Here is a 16,545-nt window from a genome sequence, read left to right as displayed (position 1 = left end):
CATCGAGGCTGCGGGCGAGATCACGAGAAGGAGATCGACGCGTGGGTATCAGAGACAAGCGCCTCATCGGCATCGTCGGACTCGGCGCCGCCAGCGCACTGGTCCTCTCCGGCTGTGCCGGCTTCGGCGGCGGTGGCGGCGGCAACGAAGAGGGCGGCGACAAGACCCTCACCTTCACCACCTGGGGCAGCGAGGCGGAGGAGAACACCTTCAAGGACCTCATCGCGCAGTTCGAGGCCGACAACGACGGCGTCGACATCAAGCTCAACGTGGTGCCCTACGACCAGATGTTCTCGAACATCGACGCGCAGCTCTCCTCGGGCAAGGCGCCCGACCTGTTCCGCGTCGACTACGGCAACCTGGGCGTCTACTCCAGCCAGGACCAGCTGCTCGACCTGAGCGAGTACTTCTCGGACGACGAGGTCTCCGAGTTCACCCCCGCGATGTGGGAGGCCGTCTCCTTCGACGGCGCGCCCTACGGCGTGCCCCACCAGACCGACGTGTCGGCGCTGCTCGTCAACACGGCGATGCTGACGGAGGCCGGCATCGACCCGGCGACGCTCCCGACCACGCAGGACGACGCGTGGAGCTGGGACGAGTTCGCCGACGTGGCCACGCAGCTGCGCGCGGAACTCCCGTCGGACAAGTACCCCTTCGCCTACAACTGGCAGCTCGGCGGCGCGCCCCGCTGGCTCAGCTGGCTGTTCGAGACGAACGGCACCTTCCTCGACGGCACCGAGGCGACCATCGACTCCCCCGAGGGGGAGAAGGCGCTCGACTTCACGAAGAGCTTCTTCGAGAACGAGTGGGTCCCGCCCACCAGCTCGACCAAGGGCACGGTCTACGCCGACAACCTCTTCACCGAGGGAACCGTCGCAATGGCCTTCGCCGGCTCCTTCCTCGTGCCCGACATCGACTCCCTCGCGAAGTTCGACTGGACCGCGATCCCGATGCCGAAGGACGAGCGCGGCGCGACCGACCTCGGCGGCAACGCACTCGTCGCCACCAAGGGCACCAAGAACCCGGAGCTCGCTGCCGAGTTCCTGAAGTTCATGGTCTCGGCCGACGCGATGAGCGAGTTCTGCGCCAACACGAATGAGCTGCCGACACGCCTCGACCTCGAGGGCGATGCGGTGGAGTTCAAGGTCCGTCCCGACGTCATGCCGGTCTTCGTCGACCAGGCGGGCACCATCGAGCCGACCGACGTGAAGCAGCTGACGTCGCCCGCGATGGCCGCGATCAACACCGCACTCCAGGATCAGCTCGAGGCCGCCTTCATCGGGGGTCAGTCCACCGCGGACACGCTGGCGAACCTGAAGGCCGCCATCGAGGAAGCCGCGCAGTAATGACTTCCGTGTCCACCCGCGACCGGGGCGCTGTCGCGTCGCCCCGGCCGCGGGCGGGGCAGCGCACGGCCCGGCTGCGCGAGTCTCTCGTCGGCTGGGGCTTCGCCGCTCCGAACCTCGTGCTGATGTCCCTCTTCCTGTTCGTCCCGATCATCTGGGCCCTGATCCTCTCCTTCCAGGAGACCAAGGGCTTCGGCGATCCGGAGTGGGTGGGCCTGGAGAACTACGGCACGCTCGTGTCGGACCCGGTGTTCTGGCAGAGCCTCGGGCAGACGATCATCTTCACGCTCGTGACCGTGCCGATCGAGTTGCTCGGCGGGCTCGGACTCGCCGTGCTCCTCAACTCGGTGCTCCCGGCTCGAGGGGTCTTCCGCACGGCGATCGTGCTGCCGATGGTCATCTCGGGCGTCGCCTCGGGCATGATCGCGGTGATCATGTTCTACGAGTCCAACGGGCTGGTGAACAAGATCCTGAACGCCATCGGCCTCGACTCGGTCGGCTGGCAGTCCGAGGGCGCCCCGGCGATGATGTCGGTCATGATCGCGGCGATCTGGCTGCGCCTCGGCTTCAACATGATCATCTACCTGGCCGGCCTGCAGTCCATCTCGCCCGAGCTCTACGAGGCTGCGCGCATCGACGGAGCCAGCCGCTGGCAGCAGTTCCGCTCGGTCACGGTTCCGCTGGTCGGACCGTCCACCTTCTTCCTGCTGATCATGAACGTGATCGCCTCGTTCCAGGTGTTCGACCTCATCTTCGTGATGACCGGCGGAGGCCCGGGCAACTCGACCTCCGTGCTGGTGACCTACGCCTATCGCAACGGCTTCCAGATCCGGGAGCAGGGATACGGCGCCGCGATCGGCATCGTCATCCTGATCATCACCCTCATCTTCACGTTCATCCAGTGGAAGACCAGTCGCACGCGAGACCTGGCGGAGTAGGAGCGCATCATGGCTGAAACAACCACTGTCGTGCAGATCGCCGACGCGGCCCTGCTCGGCGAGAAGGGCGCCGCCCGTGTGCAGCGTCGTCGCCGTCGGCAGAGCCAGACCCGCAAGGGCATCGTCTGGCGCACGCTCATCGCGACGGTCGTGGCGATCGCGGTCATCTTCCCGCTGTACTGGATGCTGGTCGTCGCCTTCTCGCCCCGGGGTGAGGTCTTCGAGCCGGGGCTCCGCCTGTGGCCGAGCACGCTGACGCTCGAGAATTTCGCCAAGGTCTTCGACCGCGTGCCGGTCATCGACTGGCTGGGCAACTCGGTGGTGATCGGCGTGATCGTCACGGCGCTGACGGTGTTCGTGAACCTCCTCGCGGGCTACGCGTTCGCGCGGCTGCGCTTCGGCGGCCGCAACGCGGTGTTCATCCTGGCGCTCGCGACCATGATGATCCCGGTGCAGGCGATCATGGTCGCCCAGTTCAAGCTCGTCTCGGGGCTCGGCATCTACGGCACCTACTGGGGTGTGATCCTGCCGGGAGCCGCGGCAGCGTTCGGCATCTTCCTGGCCCGCCAGTTCTTCATCGGCATCCCCGACGAGATCATCGAGGCCGCGCGCATCGACGGAGCAGGGCACTTCCGCATCTTCCTGCAGGTGGTGCTGCCGCTCTGCAAGCCGCTCATCGCGGTGCTCACGCTGCTCACTCTCATGGGAAGCTGGAACGACTTCGCGTGGCCGCTGATCGCCCTCAACGACAATGCGCTGTTCACCCTTCCGATCGGACTGCTGTATCTCAAGAATCAGACGTCGCCCGACTACAACGCGATCATGGCGCTCGCGCTGATCTCGGTGCTGCCGATGGTGCTGCTGTTCATCTTCTTCCAGCGCTACTTCGTGCAGGGCTTCGCGCGGAGCGGGATCAAATGACACTGACGTACCTCTGCTCGCTGCCGCTGCCGGACGCCTGGTTCGACGAGCTGCAGAAGCGGATGCCGGATGTCGCGGTGCATCGGATGACGCCGGATGCCGTGCCGCCGGCTCCCGAGGTGCTCGCTGCGGTCGACCTGCTGCACACGAGCGAATGGCTGCCGCGGGCCGACGAGGTCCCCGGCGTCAGACTCGTGCAGCTCGACACCTCGGGTGTCGACCACGTGCGCGGCACCTCGCTGTGGGAGAGCGGCGTGCCGATCGCGACCCTCGGCGGCATCGCGCCGGTGCCGATGGCGGAGTACGCGCTGATGTCGATCCTCGAGCTGGCGCACCGGATGCCGCTGATCGAACGTCATCGGGCAGATCGCAGCTGGCCGTCGAACGCCGAGCGGCTCGCCTCGCTGACGCCTCGCCAGCTCGCCGGGTCCACGGTCGCGATCGTCGGCTACGGGCGTATCGGCCGCGAGATCTCGCGTCTGGCCACGACCTTCGGCATGCACGTGCTCGGGGTCAGCCGCTCGGGCACTCGTGTCGCGGTCGCCGAGAAGTTCGACACCGGGCGCCAGGCGCCGGACAACGATCCGGCCGAGCTGTTCCCGATCGACCGGCTCGACGAGGTGCTGCGGCGCAGTGACTTCCTCGTGGTCGTGGTGCCGCTCACCGAGCTCACGCGCGGACTCATCGGACCGGCACAGCTCGACCTGCTCCCGCCGGGCGCCTTCGTGGTGAACATCGCCCGTGGGGGGATCGTCGACGAGGCCGCCCTGCTCGACCGCCTGCGCGACGGCCGCGTCGGCGGGGTCGCCCTCGACGTGTTCGACGAGGAGCCCCTCGGTGCGGGCTCGGTGTGGTGGACTGAACCTGGCGCGCTGATCACGCCGCATGTCGCGGGGTTGGCCCCGCAGTATCATGCACAGACACTCGACCTCGTCGTCGAGAACCTGACCCGACTGGCCGAGAACCGGCCCTTGCTGAATGAGGTGGACCGTGCAGCCGGTTACTGAGCCCCTGATCGGGCCGAAGCGTCAGCGCGAGCTGCTCAACTACATCCGGACATACGGTGCCGGGTCCGTCAGCGAGATGGCCAAGCTCCTCGGGGTGAGCGCCTCAACCGTACGGCGCGACCTGAACGAGCTGCAGGACAAGAAGCTCGTCGAGCGCGTGCACGGCGGTGCGGCGCAGGTCGACGACGACGTGGAGCCCCTCCGCCCGCAGCGCGAGGTCGCCTACGCGGAGGAGAAGCAGCGCATCGGCCGGGCGGCCGCCGCGTACATCACCCCCAATTCGACCGTGCTCATCACCGGCGGCACCACGACCGAGGCGATGCTGCCCTTCCTCGGCGGCATCCCGGGTCTGACCGTTCTCACCAACAGCCTCAGCGTCGTCAGCCGGCTGTCCCAGTTCCCCGACATCGACATCATCGTGCTCGGCGGAGTGCTGCGCCGCACGGAGATGAGCCTGCTCGGACACCTCACGATCGCCGGCCTCGACGAGTTCGGCATCGATCGGGTGTTCACCGGGGCCTTCGGAGTCGACCCCGAGATGGGTGTCACCGGGACGAACCTCTCCGAGACGCAGACCGACCGCTCGCTGGCCTCGTCCGCGCGGGAACTGATCGTGCTCGCCGACCACTCCAAGCTCGCCCGACGCGGACCGGCACGGCTGGTCCCCACCGACGGGATCTCCCGTCTGATCGTCGACGACGGAGCGGACGAAGAGTTGCTGGAGCGCATGCGTGCGGCGGGGGTGACCGTCCAGACATGCTGATCCCGCCGACCCTGGCGGCGGTGGGGCTGGGCGGGAGCCTGCCCGCGATCGCCGCATTCAACGTCATCACGCTCGAGTACGCCGAGGGCATCGTGGCCGGCGCGGAGCGCGCCGGGCTCCCCGTACTCCTCTCGGTGAGCCATAACGCCGTGCGCTTCCACGGCGATCTCGCGCCCCTCGCCGCGGCCTGCCGGACGCTGGCGGACGCGGCATCCGTGCCTGTCTTCCTGCACCTGGATCACTGCGAATCCGAAGAGCTCGTGATGCAGGCCGCGGGCCTCGGATTCGACTCGGCGATGTTCGACGCCTCGACGCTGCCGTACGTCGAGAACGTCGCCGCGACCGCCCGCGTGGCTGCTCGTGCCCAGGAGCGCGGACTGTGGGTCGAGGCGGAGCTCGGCGAGATCGGCGGCAAGGACGGCGCCCACGCGCCCGGAGTCCGCACCGACCCGGATGAGGCGGCCGCGTTCGTCGCCGCCACCGGTGTCGATGCGCTCGCCGTCGCGGTCGGCTCGTCCCACGCCATGACCAGTCGCACCGCCGCCCTCGACATCGACCTGATCGCGCGGCTCGCCGACGCCGTGCCGGCGCCGCTGGTGCTGCACGGTTCCTCCGGCGTCGACGACGACGGCATCCGCGCGGCCGTGGCGGCCGGCATCCGCAAGGTCAACGTCGGCACGCAACTGTCGGCGGCGTACTCGAACGCGCTGCGCGCAGAGCTCGGTGACCGCGTCGACCCTCGCCGGGCGCTGACCGCCGCGCGCGACGCCATCGCTGACGACGTCGCCCACCTGCTCGGCGTGATCTCGCGCCCGGGCGCGAACTGATCCACCGATCCGGAGAGGAATCCATGTCTGCAACCGTCCAGGGACCGTCGTCGCACGACGGAGAACCCAGCGCCGCTGCGCTGCTCGAGGCCGGCGACATCGTCGGACTGATGCGCGCGTGCCACGACCGTCGCCTCGAGCGCGAGGGGATCCCCATGGTCCTGGGCCTCGCCGACGAGCGCGGTCCGATCCCGGCCGCCCCATCCGAGTCGCAGCGCGCGGAAGGGGCCGCCTATCTCGCCGTGCTCGACCGCTACCGCGAGGCCCTGGTGCCGTTCGCCCGCTTCGACGACGAGGGCGCTGTCATCACGGCGATGCAGGTGCTCGCGTACACGCACTTCGCACCCGGGGCCGTTCCGCTCGCCGATGTGCTTCCGGTTGCGGCGCCTGCGGCGTCGGCATCCGAACCCGTCGCGCCCGCGGCATCCGATCCGATCGATCCCGTCCTGACCGGGGAAGGAACCCTCGCATGACCAAGCCCTCCTTCGACGTGCAGCGCGAGCAGCTCGCGAACGGCCACTTCATCCGGGTCGTCAACTATCACTCGACGCCGCGGGGTGCGCGCGACGAGCTGGAGAAGGAGCTCGCCGGCTTCGCCCGCGACTACGCACCGGTGACGCTCGACGACCTCGACCGGCTCTTCGAGACGGGTGCCTGGCACAAGGACAAGCCGGGCCTGATCCCGGTGTTCTACGAGGGCTACCGCAACTCCATCTCAGTGGCCGCGCCCCTCTGCGATCAGTACGGCCTGACCGGCTGGTTCCCGATCGCCACGTCGTTCGTCGACTGCGACCCCGAGCATCAAGAGGCCTTCGCCCGCGCGCACTGGATCTCGCTGGTCGAGGAGGACACCAAGGGCGGTCGCATCGCGATGAGCTGGGATGAGGTCGCCGAGGTGTCGCAGCGACACGTGGTGTTCCCGCACACCGCGCACCACGAGGGCTTCGACACGGCGCTGACGGATGACGACATCCGCCGCGAGGTCGTCGAGTCGAAGGCGCAGCTCGAGGCCGTGACCGGGCAGGAGGCGCCCGCCTTCGTGTGGTTGCACGGGTCGTCGTACGGGCAGAGCCCCCGTCACGACCAGGCGGTCAAGGATGCCGGCTACCGCTACCAGTTCGCGAACACGATGATCCACCGCGTGAACTGAGCCGACCCGCCCCTGGCGACGTCGGAACTTCGCAGAACGACACGAACTTCGCAGAGTTCCGGGAGAAAGCCTGCGAAGTTCGCGCCGTTCTGCGAGGGTTCACATTCGCGCAGCCCTCCTGCACAGGTGCGGGTTCGGCGGAGTTCCCCACGGCGAGCGGATGCTGCGGCGCACCGTGCTGCGCGCTGCTGCCACGCTCGCGGGATGCCCTCACGCAAGATCGAGAAGCCGAGCATCGTCGCAGCCGTCCGCGCGGTCGGAGGTGTCGCACGAGTCCGGGATCTCGTCGATCGCGGCCACCGCCGCGCCGCTCTCGTTCACGCGATCCGCAGCGGCACGCTCATCCGCGTCCGGAATGGCTGGGTCGCGCTTCCCGATGCCGACCCGGAACTCCGGGCTGCCGCCCGCTATGGAGTCGTTCTGTCCTGCCTCACGCAAGCCCGCCGTCTGGGGCTCTGGGTGCACGAGCAGAAGCCCGGCCTTCACGTTGCGGCGACTCCGGGCAGCGCCGGCGGCAAGCCGGAGAGCATGCGCGTGCACTGGGCCACGCCGCTGATCCCTCGCGCGCCCGGCGTGCTCGCGGATCCGATAGAGAACGTGCTCTCAATCGTCGCGGAATGCGAGCCGTTCGAGCAGGCACTCGCGACCTGGGAGTCTGCGCTCAACAAGGGGCTGGTGCAGCGGGAGGCGCTGCAAGCGCTCCCGCTGCGCTCGAACGCACTGCGAGTGCTCGCTGACGCGACGCCGTTCGCCGATGCGGGACTCGAGACCTACCTCGGTGTGCGGCTCCGGTGGTTGCGATCGCCCCTGCGCTTCCAGACCTGGATCGCCGGTCACCGCGTCGATGCCCTCCTCGGAGATCGGCTGGCACTGCAGATCGACGGCGCTCACCACGTCGGGCCTCAACGCTCGGAGGACATCCGGCACGATGCTGCGCTGAAGCTCATGGGCTATCACGTGATCCGCGTGAGCTACCACCAGATGATGGACGAGTGGCCGATGGTACAGGACCTGATCATGCGGGCGGTGGCGCAGGGGCTGCACATCGCGCGCCGCCGCGCGTGAGCCCGTGGGAGGGGCCAGAACTTCGCAGAACGGCACGAACCTCGCGGGGTTGGAGCCACATCCCTGCGAAGTTCGTGACGTTCTGCGAGATTCGTGCTGGCCGCGAGGGGCGCGCGCGGGTCAGTCGCGGACGCCGAGGTGGCGGATGCTGCCGTCGCGGTCGCGCCAGGTGAGCTCGGTCGTGCCGCCGTCGCGCGTGGAGCGGGCAGCACGGGCGGTGCCGGGCACCACATCGCGGATGCCGTGTGCCTCCAGAGCCTCGGCGGCGCGGTCGTCGTCGAGCACAGCAGTCGCCTTCACCGGCATCCAGATCCGATTGGGGTAACGCTCGACACCGGAGCTGACGACCGCCGTCGTCCCGTCGACCTTCTCGATGTCGAGGGTGAGGATTCCGTCGCGATGCGTGAGCCGGAAACGGCGGACGGATGCTGCGGCGTGCACCGCCCGCCGCTGGAAACCGGGACCGGGTGACCAGTACCAGCTCTCCAGCACCCCGGCATCCGTCAGGGCGACGACCTCCAGGTGGTCGGGGCCGAGCGTCGACTGCACGATCTGCGCGTCGCGGTAGCGCGAGCCTGAGGCGAAGGCGAGGCCGGTGCTCCACTGGCCCGGGGGTACGTCGGGGGTGTCGACGGAGTCGGCGGGAGCGTCGGCGTTGAACCAGAAGACCCAGAGGCCGTCGGTCGCATCGCAGGCGACGATCTCGAGGTTTCCGCGGGCGCCGTAGACGCCCTGGGCCAGGGAGACCCGTCCCGCGATGGGGCGATGCGCGCCCACGGTCATGATGTTCTCTGAAAGCATTTGCTTATTCTTGCTCATTTGTGGGTGTTTGTGACAGCATTGCTTCCACGACCTTTCGAAGGAGAAGCATGAGAATCGCCCGAGTCCTCATCGACGGCACGCCCCGCATCGTGATCACGGATGCCGGAATCTCCCGGCTCGCACCGGATTCGCACGCGGACGACGCGCTCGCCGCACTGGCGACAGGGCGATCCGGCGGCTCCGCCGACTGGGCCGAGGTCGACCTCGCCGACCTCGAGCTGCTGGCCCCCGTCGCCGGCGCGGGCAAGATCATCGCCGTGGGCCTCAACTACGTCGACCACACGACCGAGACGGGCTTCACCCAGCCGGAGCGTCCGCTCACCTTCGCGAAGTACGCGACCTCGATCACCGGCCCCACGGCAGACGTCGTGGTGCCGGACCACCTCACGCAGGGCGTCGATTTCGAGTCGGAGCTCGCGCTCCTCATCGGCCGTCGCTGCGGCGGAGACACCCCCGCGACCCTCGACGACGTCGCCGCCTACACGGTGGCCAACGACGTCTCGGCCCGCGACGTGCAGTTCGGCGACGTGCAGTGGACCCGCGGCAAGTCCTTCGACACGTTCACGCCGCTCGGGCCGGAGCTCGTCACCCCCGACGAGTTCGGCGACCCTGCGGGCCACCGCATCTACGCCGAGGTCGACGGCGAGCTCTTGCAGGAAGACGACACGGCCGAGATGATCTTCGACGTGCCCACCATCCTCGCGTTCGTCAGCGATGGGGTCACGCTGGAGCCCGGCGACCTCATCCTCACCGGCACCCCCGCGGGAGCCGGAGCATTCCGCACCCCGCCGCGCTACCTCCAGCACGGCGAGGTCGTCACGGCGGGCGTCGAGGGCATCGGCGAACTCCGCAACCGCTTCGTCCACCGCTCGCGTCTCACCGCCTGAGCGCCGCTCCTCCCGCGCACCGATCGGAACTCAACGATGAACACCACCGACCGCCGCGTCCTCGTCCTCATCGGGGCCGGATCCGCCGTCTTCACCCGAGGCCTGCTCGCCGACCTCATCAGCGCCGATGACCTCGGCGCCTGGGAGATCCGCCTCGTCGACGTGGATGCCGTGGCTCTGGGCGTCGCCGCCGATCTCGCCGAAGCGATGGTCGCGGCGCGCGGCGTCGAGGACAGCATCCGCATCGTGAGATCGACGGAGCGCCGCGAGGTGCTCGGGGGAGCCGACTTCATCGTCACCTGCGTCGGCGTGGGAGGCCGCCCGGCGTGGCAGCTCGACCACGAGATCGTGCAGAAGCACGGCGTCTACCAGCCCGTCGGCGACTCGATCATGCCCGGCGGCATCTCGCGGCTGCTGCGCACCACCCCGGTGCTCGTCGAGGTCGCGCAGGACATCGCCGAGCTCGCTCCGGATGCGTTCTTCTTCAACTACTCGAACCCGATGACCGCGAACGTGCAGGCCATCCACCAGCAGACCGGGCTCGACGTCGTCGGCCTCTGCCACGGCATGCACCACATTCAGCGCGAACTCGCGCAGCTCATCGATGCACCGTTCGACGAGACCTCGACGCTCTACGCCGGCATCAACCACCTCACGTTCATCTACGACTTCCGGTGGAAGGGGCAGGACGCCTGGCCGCTGATCCGCGACCGCGTCCGCAAGGAGCTCGCCGAGGCGCCCGACCCGGCCGACATCGGCAACATCTTCTACGAGAAGCCCACCGCGTGGCACAACCCGTTCGCCTGGGAGCTGTTCGATCGCTACGGCGCCTTCGCGGCGGCGGGTGACCGGCACGTCGTGGAGTTCTTCCCCGAGCGGTTCCAGAGCGGCGACTACTACGGCAAGAAGCTCGGCATCGATGCGTTCAGCCTCCCCGAGATCCTCGAGTGGGGCGAGAACCGCTACCAGGGGATGAAGCGCCAGGCCCTGGGTGAGGAGCCGCTCGACCAGTCGATCTTCGAGCGGTCCGGCGGCGAGCAGGAGCAGCTGATCGCCATCATCCGCTCCATCACGTTCGACTCCCGCGAGATGTTCAGCTGCAACGTGGTGAACAACGGCGCGGTCCCCGGTCTCCCCGACTGGTCGGCCGTCGAGATCCCCGGAGTGGCCACGGCCCGCGGCATCCGCCCGATCGCGGTGCCCGACCTCGGCAAGCCGCTCACCGCGATCCTCGCCCGACGCCTGACCTCGGTCGATCTGGCCGTCGAGGCCGCGCTCACCGGCAACCGAGACCTGGTGGTCGAGGCCATGATCGCCGACGGCGCGATCTTCGACGCCGACCGCGCCACGGCTCTCGCCGAGGACCTGATCGCCGCGCAGGCGCAGCACCTTCCGAGGTTCGCATGAGCGCCGAGAACCTCGGCTCGACGCACGAGCCGTTCCAGCCCGGGGAGTCGCACGCGGCGTCCGACCCGCAGATCCCGCACGCGCCGTTCGACCGGTTCGTCCCGCAGGGCGAGCACGAGTGGGGCACCGGGCTCCGCAGCCAGCAGTGGTTCGGCGCCGAGGGCAAGACCGGGTTCATGCACCGTTCGTGGCTGCGCAGCGAAGGACTGCCCGACGACTCGTTCCGCGGGCGTCCGATCATCGGCATCGCGAACTCGTGGAGCGAGCTGACCAGCTGCAACATCCATCTCCGCGCCCTCGCCGAGCACGTCAAGCGGGGCATCTGGCAAGCGGGCGGTGTGCCGTTCGAGTTCCCGACCACTTCGGCGGGCGAACCGATCGTGCGCCCGACGGCGATGCTGCTCCGCAACCTCATGGCGATGGACCTCGAGGAGACGCTGCGCTCGAACCCGCTCGACGGCGTCGTGCTGCTCGCCGGATGCGACAAGACCACGCCCGCCTACCTGATGGGCGCAGCATCCGTCGATCTTCCGGCCCTGCTCATCACGGGCGGGCCGATGCTGAACGGCAAGCACCGCGGCACCGACATCGGCTCGGGCACCTCGGTCTGGAAGTTCACCGAGGCGTACCGCGCCGGGCTGATCGACGACACCGCGATCACTGAGGCCGAGGGCTGCATGGCCCGCAGCCAGGGCCACTGCCAGACGATGGGCACCGCCTCGACTCTCGCGTGCATCTCGGAGTACATGGGGATGCAGCTGCCCGGCACCGCATCGCTCCCGGCCAACGACTCGCGCCGCGCGACCGCTGCGCACCTCGCCGGCCGTCGCATCGTCGAGATGGTCGCGGAAGACCTGCGTCCCTCCAAGATCCTCACCCGCAAGGCGTTCGAGAACGGCGTGCGCGCGAACGCGGCACTCGGCGGTTCGACGAATGCCGTGATCCACCTGCTGGCGCTCGCCCGCCGCGTCGGCGTTGAGCTCACGATCGACGACTTCGACACGCTCGTGCGCGACATCCCGGTGCTGGCCGACCTGATGCCCAGTGGGCGCTTCCTGATGGAGGACTTCGAGTACGCGGGCGGCACCGCCGGCTTCGCGGAGACACTGGGCGACCTGCTGCACCGCGACGCGCTCACCGTCACCGGTGCCACGCTCGGCGAGAATTACGCCGGCGCCGAGGTCTTCAACCGCGAGGTCATCCGTCCGCTCGACAACCCGGTCAAGCCCGTGGGCTCCGGCATCGCGGTGGTCAAGGGCAACCTCGCCCCGCGCGGCGCGGTGATCAAGCAGTCGGCGGCCGCCCCCGAGCTCATGCAGCACACCGGGCGAGCGCTCGTGTGGGACTCGCTGCAGGCCTATCTCGCCGACGCGGAGGACCCGGATCTCGACGTGACGCCCGCCGACATCCTCGTCGTACGCAACGTCGGCCCGAAGGGCTACCCCGGGATGCCGGAGGTCGGCAACCTCGCGCTGCCGCGCAAGATCCTCGAGGCCGGGGTGACCGACATGGTGCGGATCTCGGATGCCCGGATGAGTGGCACGTCCTACGGCACGGTCGTGCTGCACGTCGTGCCGGAGGCTGCCGCCGGCGGTCCGCTCGCCTTCATCCGCACCGGCGACACCGTCACGCTCGACGTCGCGGGCCGCTCCCTGCACATGCATGTCTCCGATGAGGAACTCGAGAGTCGACGCGCCGACTGGGTCGCGCCGGTCGTGCCGAACAGCGAACGCGGCTGGACCCGCCTCTACATCGACCACGTCACGCAGGCCGATGAGGGGCTCGATCTCGACTTCCTCCAGGGGCGGTCAGGAGCACCGGTCGGACCGCAGGCGTTCTAGGTTGGAGCGTATGGACTCGGTTCTCGTCGTCGGCGCGTCTGGAATCCTCGCGCCCGCGGCATCGGCTCTCGTGCGCCGAGGAGTCGAGGTGACGGGGATCGGACGGCGGCACCCGATGCCTGCGGGCGTGGTCGGGATGCATGTCGATGCGCGGGATCTTCTCGCGCTGGATGCGGCGCTCGGGACCACCCGCTGGCGGATTGCGCTCGTGTACGAGCCTGCGATCACTCCGAGCACATTTCGGCGCATCGAGGCGGCGATCGACGGCCGGACCGTTCTGGTGCGGACGAGTGCCGCCGCCGATCCGGCCCGCGGCGAACCGTCGCCCGCGCCCGACACCCTCCTGCTGGGCTGGCACGACGACGGCGAGAACGTGCGCTGGCACACACCGACCGAAGTGTCGGATGCCGCGCTGCAGGTGCTCGACGATGGCCAGGGGCGGGTGCTCGGTGTCGTGCGCCCGTGGGAGCGGCGGCCCTAGCCGAGGAACTCGCGTGCCGCCGACGACAGTGCGGTCACGCCGACCTCGATGGTCGGGTGGATCTCCGGCGCGAAGAACGGCGAGTGGTTCGTCGGGATGTCCTTGTCCAGCCGGTCGGCTGCCGCAGCCTCGGCGAACTTGACGGGGTCGACGCCGCCCCAGAACCAGAACACCAGGGGAGCGCCGGCGTCCCGCGCGAACCACGAGACGTCCTCGCTGCCGGTGAACATGCCCGGATCGATGACGGATGCTTCGCCGAACGCGCGCTGCAGGGCGGCGGTCGCGCGGGCCGTGGCCTCCTCGTCGTTGATCGTCGCGGGGAGCGTGTGCAGGGTGTGGATCTCGGGCTCGCGCTCGGCCCCCGAGGCCATCGCCTCGGCGCGCACGATGCGCTCGACGCTGGCGAGCACCTTCTCGCGGGCGGCCTCGTTCGGGTAGCGGAGGCTCAGCTCCAGCTTCGCCTCGGCCGGGATGATGTTGTTCTTGAGGCCCGCGTGGATCGATCCGACCGTGACGACACCGACGCCCTGCGGGTCGATCTCGCGGGAGGCGATGGTCTGCAGGCGCATCACGGTCGCCGCCGCCATGACGATCGGGTCGATGGTGGAGTGCGGGCGCGAGCCGTGCCCGCCGCGGCCGTGCAGGGTGACGGTGAGACCGTCGGACGCCGCCATCTGGGTGCCGCTGCGCACGCCGATGATGCCGGCGGGGAGCGGGGTGACGTGCTGGCCGAGCACGACGTCGGGCTTCGGGTAGCGGTCGAGGATGCCGTCGTCGAGCATCGCGCGCGCACCGGCGCCGTACTCCTCGGCGGGCTGGATGAGCACCACGAGGGTGCCCGACCAGTCGGCCCGCTCGGCCACGAGCCTCTCGACCGCACCGATCATGGCGGTGACGTGCATGTCGTGCCCGCAGGCGTGCATGACGGGGACGGTGGTGCCGGAGGGGTCGACGCCCTTGGCGGTGCTGGCGTAGGCGTGACCGGTCTGCTCCTCGACGGGCAGCGCGTCCATGTCGGCGCGCACCCAGACGACCGGCTGAGGGTCGTCCGCGGTCCCTGAGCCTGTCGAAGGGTTGCGGAGGATGCCGACGACGCCGGTGACCCCGACGCCCTCCTCGACCTCGAGCCCCAGATCCCGCAGGTGCGCCGCGGCGATGCCGGCGGTGCGCGTCTCCTGGAACGAGAGCTCGGGATGCTGGTGCAGGTCGATGTAGAGCGCTTCGAGGTCGATCGTCATGGTGCCGAGCCTAGCCCGGCATGTGAGCCCAGTCCCAGGCGCGTGACTCTCGGTGCGTTCGGAGACTTCGACGACGCCGAATGTTCGTTGCTTCGACCTACAGTAAGGCCGCAGGTGTTACGCTCAATGAGCGATAACGATCAGAGTGAGCGGAAAGTTATGTCTGGGTCCTTTCTAACGGTCGAGGAAGCCGCGCGTCGGCTCGGCGTCTCGTCCGCTACCGTGAAGCGTCGCGCCCGCGATGGGCTCATCGAGGCGGTGAAGAGCGGTCGGAACTGGATCATCCGAGAAGACGCTCTTCCGGCTCAAGCGTCTCGTCGTCAACAGCGGGTCACTGGAGCCGCCTCGGCTCTGGTCGATTTCACCGCAGCGTTGCGGCACATCCGCAATCAGGATCTCAATCGTGACGCTTGGGTCCCTGATGTTCTCCGCTTCGCAGATGATCTTCGCGACACCTCCGCTCTCACCGACGCCGCTGCGGCCCGCGTCGACGAGACGGCTCCATTGGATCCGGCGATTCGCGTGCCCGTTCCGAAGAGTCCGATCTTCCTACGCAACGCGGTGAACTTGTCGCTACCGGACCGCCTTGCCTATCACGCCGTGGTTCTGGCTATGGCGCCGACTCTGGACGATCTCATCGGCAGTGAGGCATACGCGGCGCGACTCGATTCTGGGCATCGCTTTATTCGCACGGGGGGCTTCGCTCGTTGGAAGGCGGGTGTCCGACATCGCGCCGACGAAGTAGGCGGTTACGTTGTCGAAACGGATGTGACCGCATTTTTCGACTGCATCAATCACACGCTCCTCATGCGGGAGATCCGCGACGCGGGCGTCCCGCAGACGCTTACGAACGTGCTCAGTCACATGCTAAGAACGTGGGCAGTCGCTCCCAGCACCGGACTGCCGCAGGGTCCGGACGCGTCTCGCCTGTTGGCAAACTTTTACATGAGAGCCGTAGATGACGTGATGTCTCGCATCCCCGACGTCTCGTACTACCGCTACATGGACGATGTACGCATCATCGCCCCTACTCGGCATCTTGCTATACGCGCACTCCACGAATTCGACGACGAGTGCAAGAAGCGAAACCTGGTCCTGTCGACGAAGAAGACGGAGTTGAGGACGGCAGCTGACGCGATCGCTGCGCTCGAAGACACGGCTCTCGAAGACGCCAACTATGCCTTCGACACTGACGACGACTCCGCCGACGTTCGCAAGTCTCTATCCAAGCTGTTCCGCGATGCCCTCAAGGGCGACGGAACGGTGAACCGCACCCACGCTCGTTTCAGTCTCTACCGGCTCTACAAGTTGCGCGAAAAGGCCGTACTCAAGAAGGTGCTCGACAATCTCGAGACCATCGCTCAACTGGGTTGGAATGTTGCGGCATACATCGCTCCCTGGGTCACCACGCGACGCGTTGCGGACGGCGTCGCGGACTATCTCGACGACCCGGAGCGCAACACGGGAGGCTACCTCGCCAGTTGGCTGCTCGCTGCATTCGCGGACGAACCATCCTCCGCGACGCCTCGAATCGTCAACTATGCAAGAAGAGTTGCCTTCGATCTCTCTCAAGCGAGCTTTCAACGCGCAATCGCGATGCAGGTGGCGGCACTTGGTCGAACGCCCTCAGACGTGGTCAAGCTTCAGGCCATCATCGACAAGGAATACGACCCCGAGGTAGTGCGAGCCGCACTCGTGGCGCTCCGGCGTATCGATCGTCTAGACAAGGCGACGGCTGACCGGGCGAAGCGTCTTCCCGGGATGCAACGCACCATCGACTACCTACGATCGCAAGACGATTTGCCTTCCATGCTTTTCGGTCACCTCCGGGCGCGCCGTTTGCGATGACCGC

Annotated in this window: 16 protein-coding genes; 14 read left to right on the top strand and 2 right to left on the bottom strand. The window is 68.3% G+C overall.

The window, feature by feature from the left end; genetic code table 11:
* Positions 1–41 precede the first annotated feature (41 nt).
* The 9 genes from QFZ21_RS10345 (at position 42) to QFZ21_RS10305 (ending at position 8,017) form a co-directional block, all read left to right on the top strand.
* Positions 42–1,346 carry a sugar ABC transporter substrate-binding protein gene (locus QFZ21_RS10345; protein WP_307377512.1) on the top strand — a complete coding sequence of 435 codons (1,305 nt, stop codon included), beginning with the start codon at positions 42–44 and terminating at the stop codon, positions 1,344–1,346.
* The gene (locus QFZ21_RS10340) at positions 1,346–2,284 is read left to right on the top strand and encodes a carbohydrate ABC transporter permease (RefSeq protein WP_307377510.1); all 939 of its coding nucleotides are present in this window, start codon (positions 1,346–1,348) and stop codon (positions 2,282–2,284) included. Before QFZ21_RS10345 ends, QFZ21_RS10340 begins: the two co-directional genes overlap by 1 nt.
* 9 nt (positions 2,285–2,293) lie before the next feature.
* Positions 2,294–3,205, top strand: a complete 912-nt coding sequence (locus tag QFZ21_RS10335) for a carbohydrate ABC transporter permease (RefSeq protein WP_307377507.1) — start codon at positions 2,294–2,296, stop codon at positions 3,203–3,205.
* Positions 3,202–4,212, top strand: a complete 1,011-nt coding sequence (locus QFZ21_RS10330) for a D-2-hydroxyacid dehydrogenase (protein WP_307377504.1) — start codon at positions 3,202–3,204, stop codon at positions 4,210–4,212. Before QFZ21_RS10335 ends, QFZ21_RS10330 begins: the two co-directional genes overlap by 4 nt.
* Positions 4,196–4,975, top strand: coding sequence for a DeoR/GlpR family DNA-binding transcription regulator (locus QFZ21_RS10325; protein ID WP_307377501.1), 780 nt, complete (start codon positions 4,196–4,198; stop codon positions 4,973–4,975). The genes QFZ21_RS10330 and QFZ21_RS10325 overlap by 17 nt, the downstream gene beginning before the upstream one ends.
* A complete protein-coding gene (locus tag QFZ21_RS10320) occupies positions 4,969–5,802 on the top strand; it encodes a class II fructose-bisphosphate aldolase (RefSeq protein ID WP_307377499.1) in 834 nt (277 codons plus the stop codon). The genes QFZ21_RS10325 and QFZ21_RS10320 overlap by 7 nt, the downstream gene beginning before the upstream one ends.
* Positions 5,803–5,825: 23 nt before the next feature.
* Positions 5,826–6,275, top strand: coding sequence for a hypothetical protein (locus tag QFZ21_RS10315; RefSeq protein ID WP_307377497.1), 450 nt, complete (start codon positions 5,826–5,828; stop codon positions 6,273–6,275).
* Positions 6,272–6,952 (top strand): polysaccharide deacetylase family protein, encoded by a 681-nt coding sequence (locus QFZ21_RS10310; protein ID WP_307377494.1) that lies wholly within the window; start codon positions 6,272–6,274, stop codon positions 6,950–6,952. The genes QFZ21_RS10315 and QFZ21_RS10310 overlap by 4 nt, the downstream gene beginning before the upstream one ends.
* A gap of 204 nt (positions 6,953–7,156) precedes the next feature.
* Complete coding sequence (locus QFZ21_RS10305; RefSeq protein WP_307377491.1) at positions 7,157–8,017, top strand: endonuclease domain-containing protein; 861 nt, start codon at positions 7,157–7,159, stop codon at positions 8,015–8,017.
* Positions 8,018–8,137: 120 nt separating this feature from the next.
* On the opposite strand, the gene QFZ21_RS10300 is transcribed toward QFZ21_RS10305, so the two are convergent.
* The gene (locus QFZ21_RS10300; RefSeq protein ID WP_307377489.1) at positions 8,138–8,818 is read right to left on the bottom strand and encodes a hypothetical protein; all 681 of its coding nucleotides are present in this window, start codon (positions 8,816–8,818) and stop codon (positions 8,138–8,140) included.
* Between the two features lie 68 nt (positions 8,819–8,886).
* Here QFZ21_RS10300 and QFZ21_RS10295 point away from each other — a divergent pair, with 68 nt between their 5' ends.
* From QFZ21_RS10295 to QFZ21_RS10280, 4 genes are read left to right on the top strand one after another with little or no spacing between them, the layout of a single operon-like run.
* A complete protein-coding gene (locus QFZ21_RS10295) occupies positions 8,887–9,726 on the top strand; it encodes a fumarylacetoacetate hydrolase family protein (protein ID WP_307377486.1) in 840 nt (279 codons plus the stop codon).
* Positions 9,727–9,762: 36 nt separating this feature from the next.
* Positions 9,763–11,133: a hypothetical protein gene (locus tag QFZ21_RS10290; protein ID WP_307377482.1), complete on the top strand. Its 1,371-nt coding sequence runs from the start codon at positions 9,763–9,765 to the stop codon at positions 11,131–11,133.
* Positions 11,130–12,974, top strand: a complete 1,845-nt coding sequence (locus tag QFZ21_RS10285; RefSeq protein WP_307377479.1) for an IlvD/Edd family dehydratase — start codon at positions 11,130–11,132, stop codon at positions 12,972–12,974. Before QFZ21_RS10290 ends, QFZ21_RS10285 begins: the two co-directional genes overlap by 4 nt.
* A gap of 10 nt (positions 12,975–12,984) precedes the next feature.
* Positions 12,985–13,455 carry a hypothetical protein gene (locus QFZ21_RS10280; RefSeq protein WP_307377476.1) on the top strand — a complete coding sequence of 157 codons (471 nt, stop codon included), beginning with the start codon at positions 12,985–12,987 and terminating at the stop codon, positions 13,453–13,455.
* Here QFZ21_RS10280 and QFZ21_RS10275 read toward each other — a convergent pair.
* Positions 13,452–14,693, bottom strand: a complete 1,242-nt coding sequence (locus tag QFZ21_RS10275) for an amidohydrolase (RefSeq protein WP_307377472.1) — start codon at positions 14,691–14,693, stop codon at positions 13,452–13,454. The genes QFZ21_RS10280 and QFZ21_RS10275 overlap by 4 nt on opposite strands.
* A 126-nt stretch (positions 14,694–14,819) precedes the next feature.
* On the opposite strand from QFZ21_RS10275, the gene QFZ21_RS10270 reads away from it, so the two are divergent.
* Positions 14,820–16,541, top strand: coding sequence for a reverse transcriptase domain-containing protein (locus QFZ21_RS10270; protein ID WP_307377469.1), 1,722 nt, complete (start codon positions 14,820–14,822; stop codon positions 16,539–16,541).
* Positions 16,542–16,545 lie beyond the last annotated feature (4 nt).

This window comes from Microbacterium sp. W4I20 (assembly GCF_030816505.1).
Classification (GTDB): Bacteria; Actinomycetota; Actinomycetes; order Actinomycetales; family Microbacteriaceae; genus Microbacterium.
The sequence above is the reverse complement of the archived record's forward strand: the minus strand, read 5'-3'. Positions and strand labels throughout refer to the sequence as shown.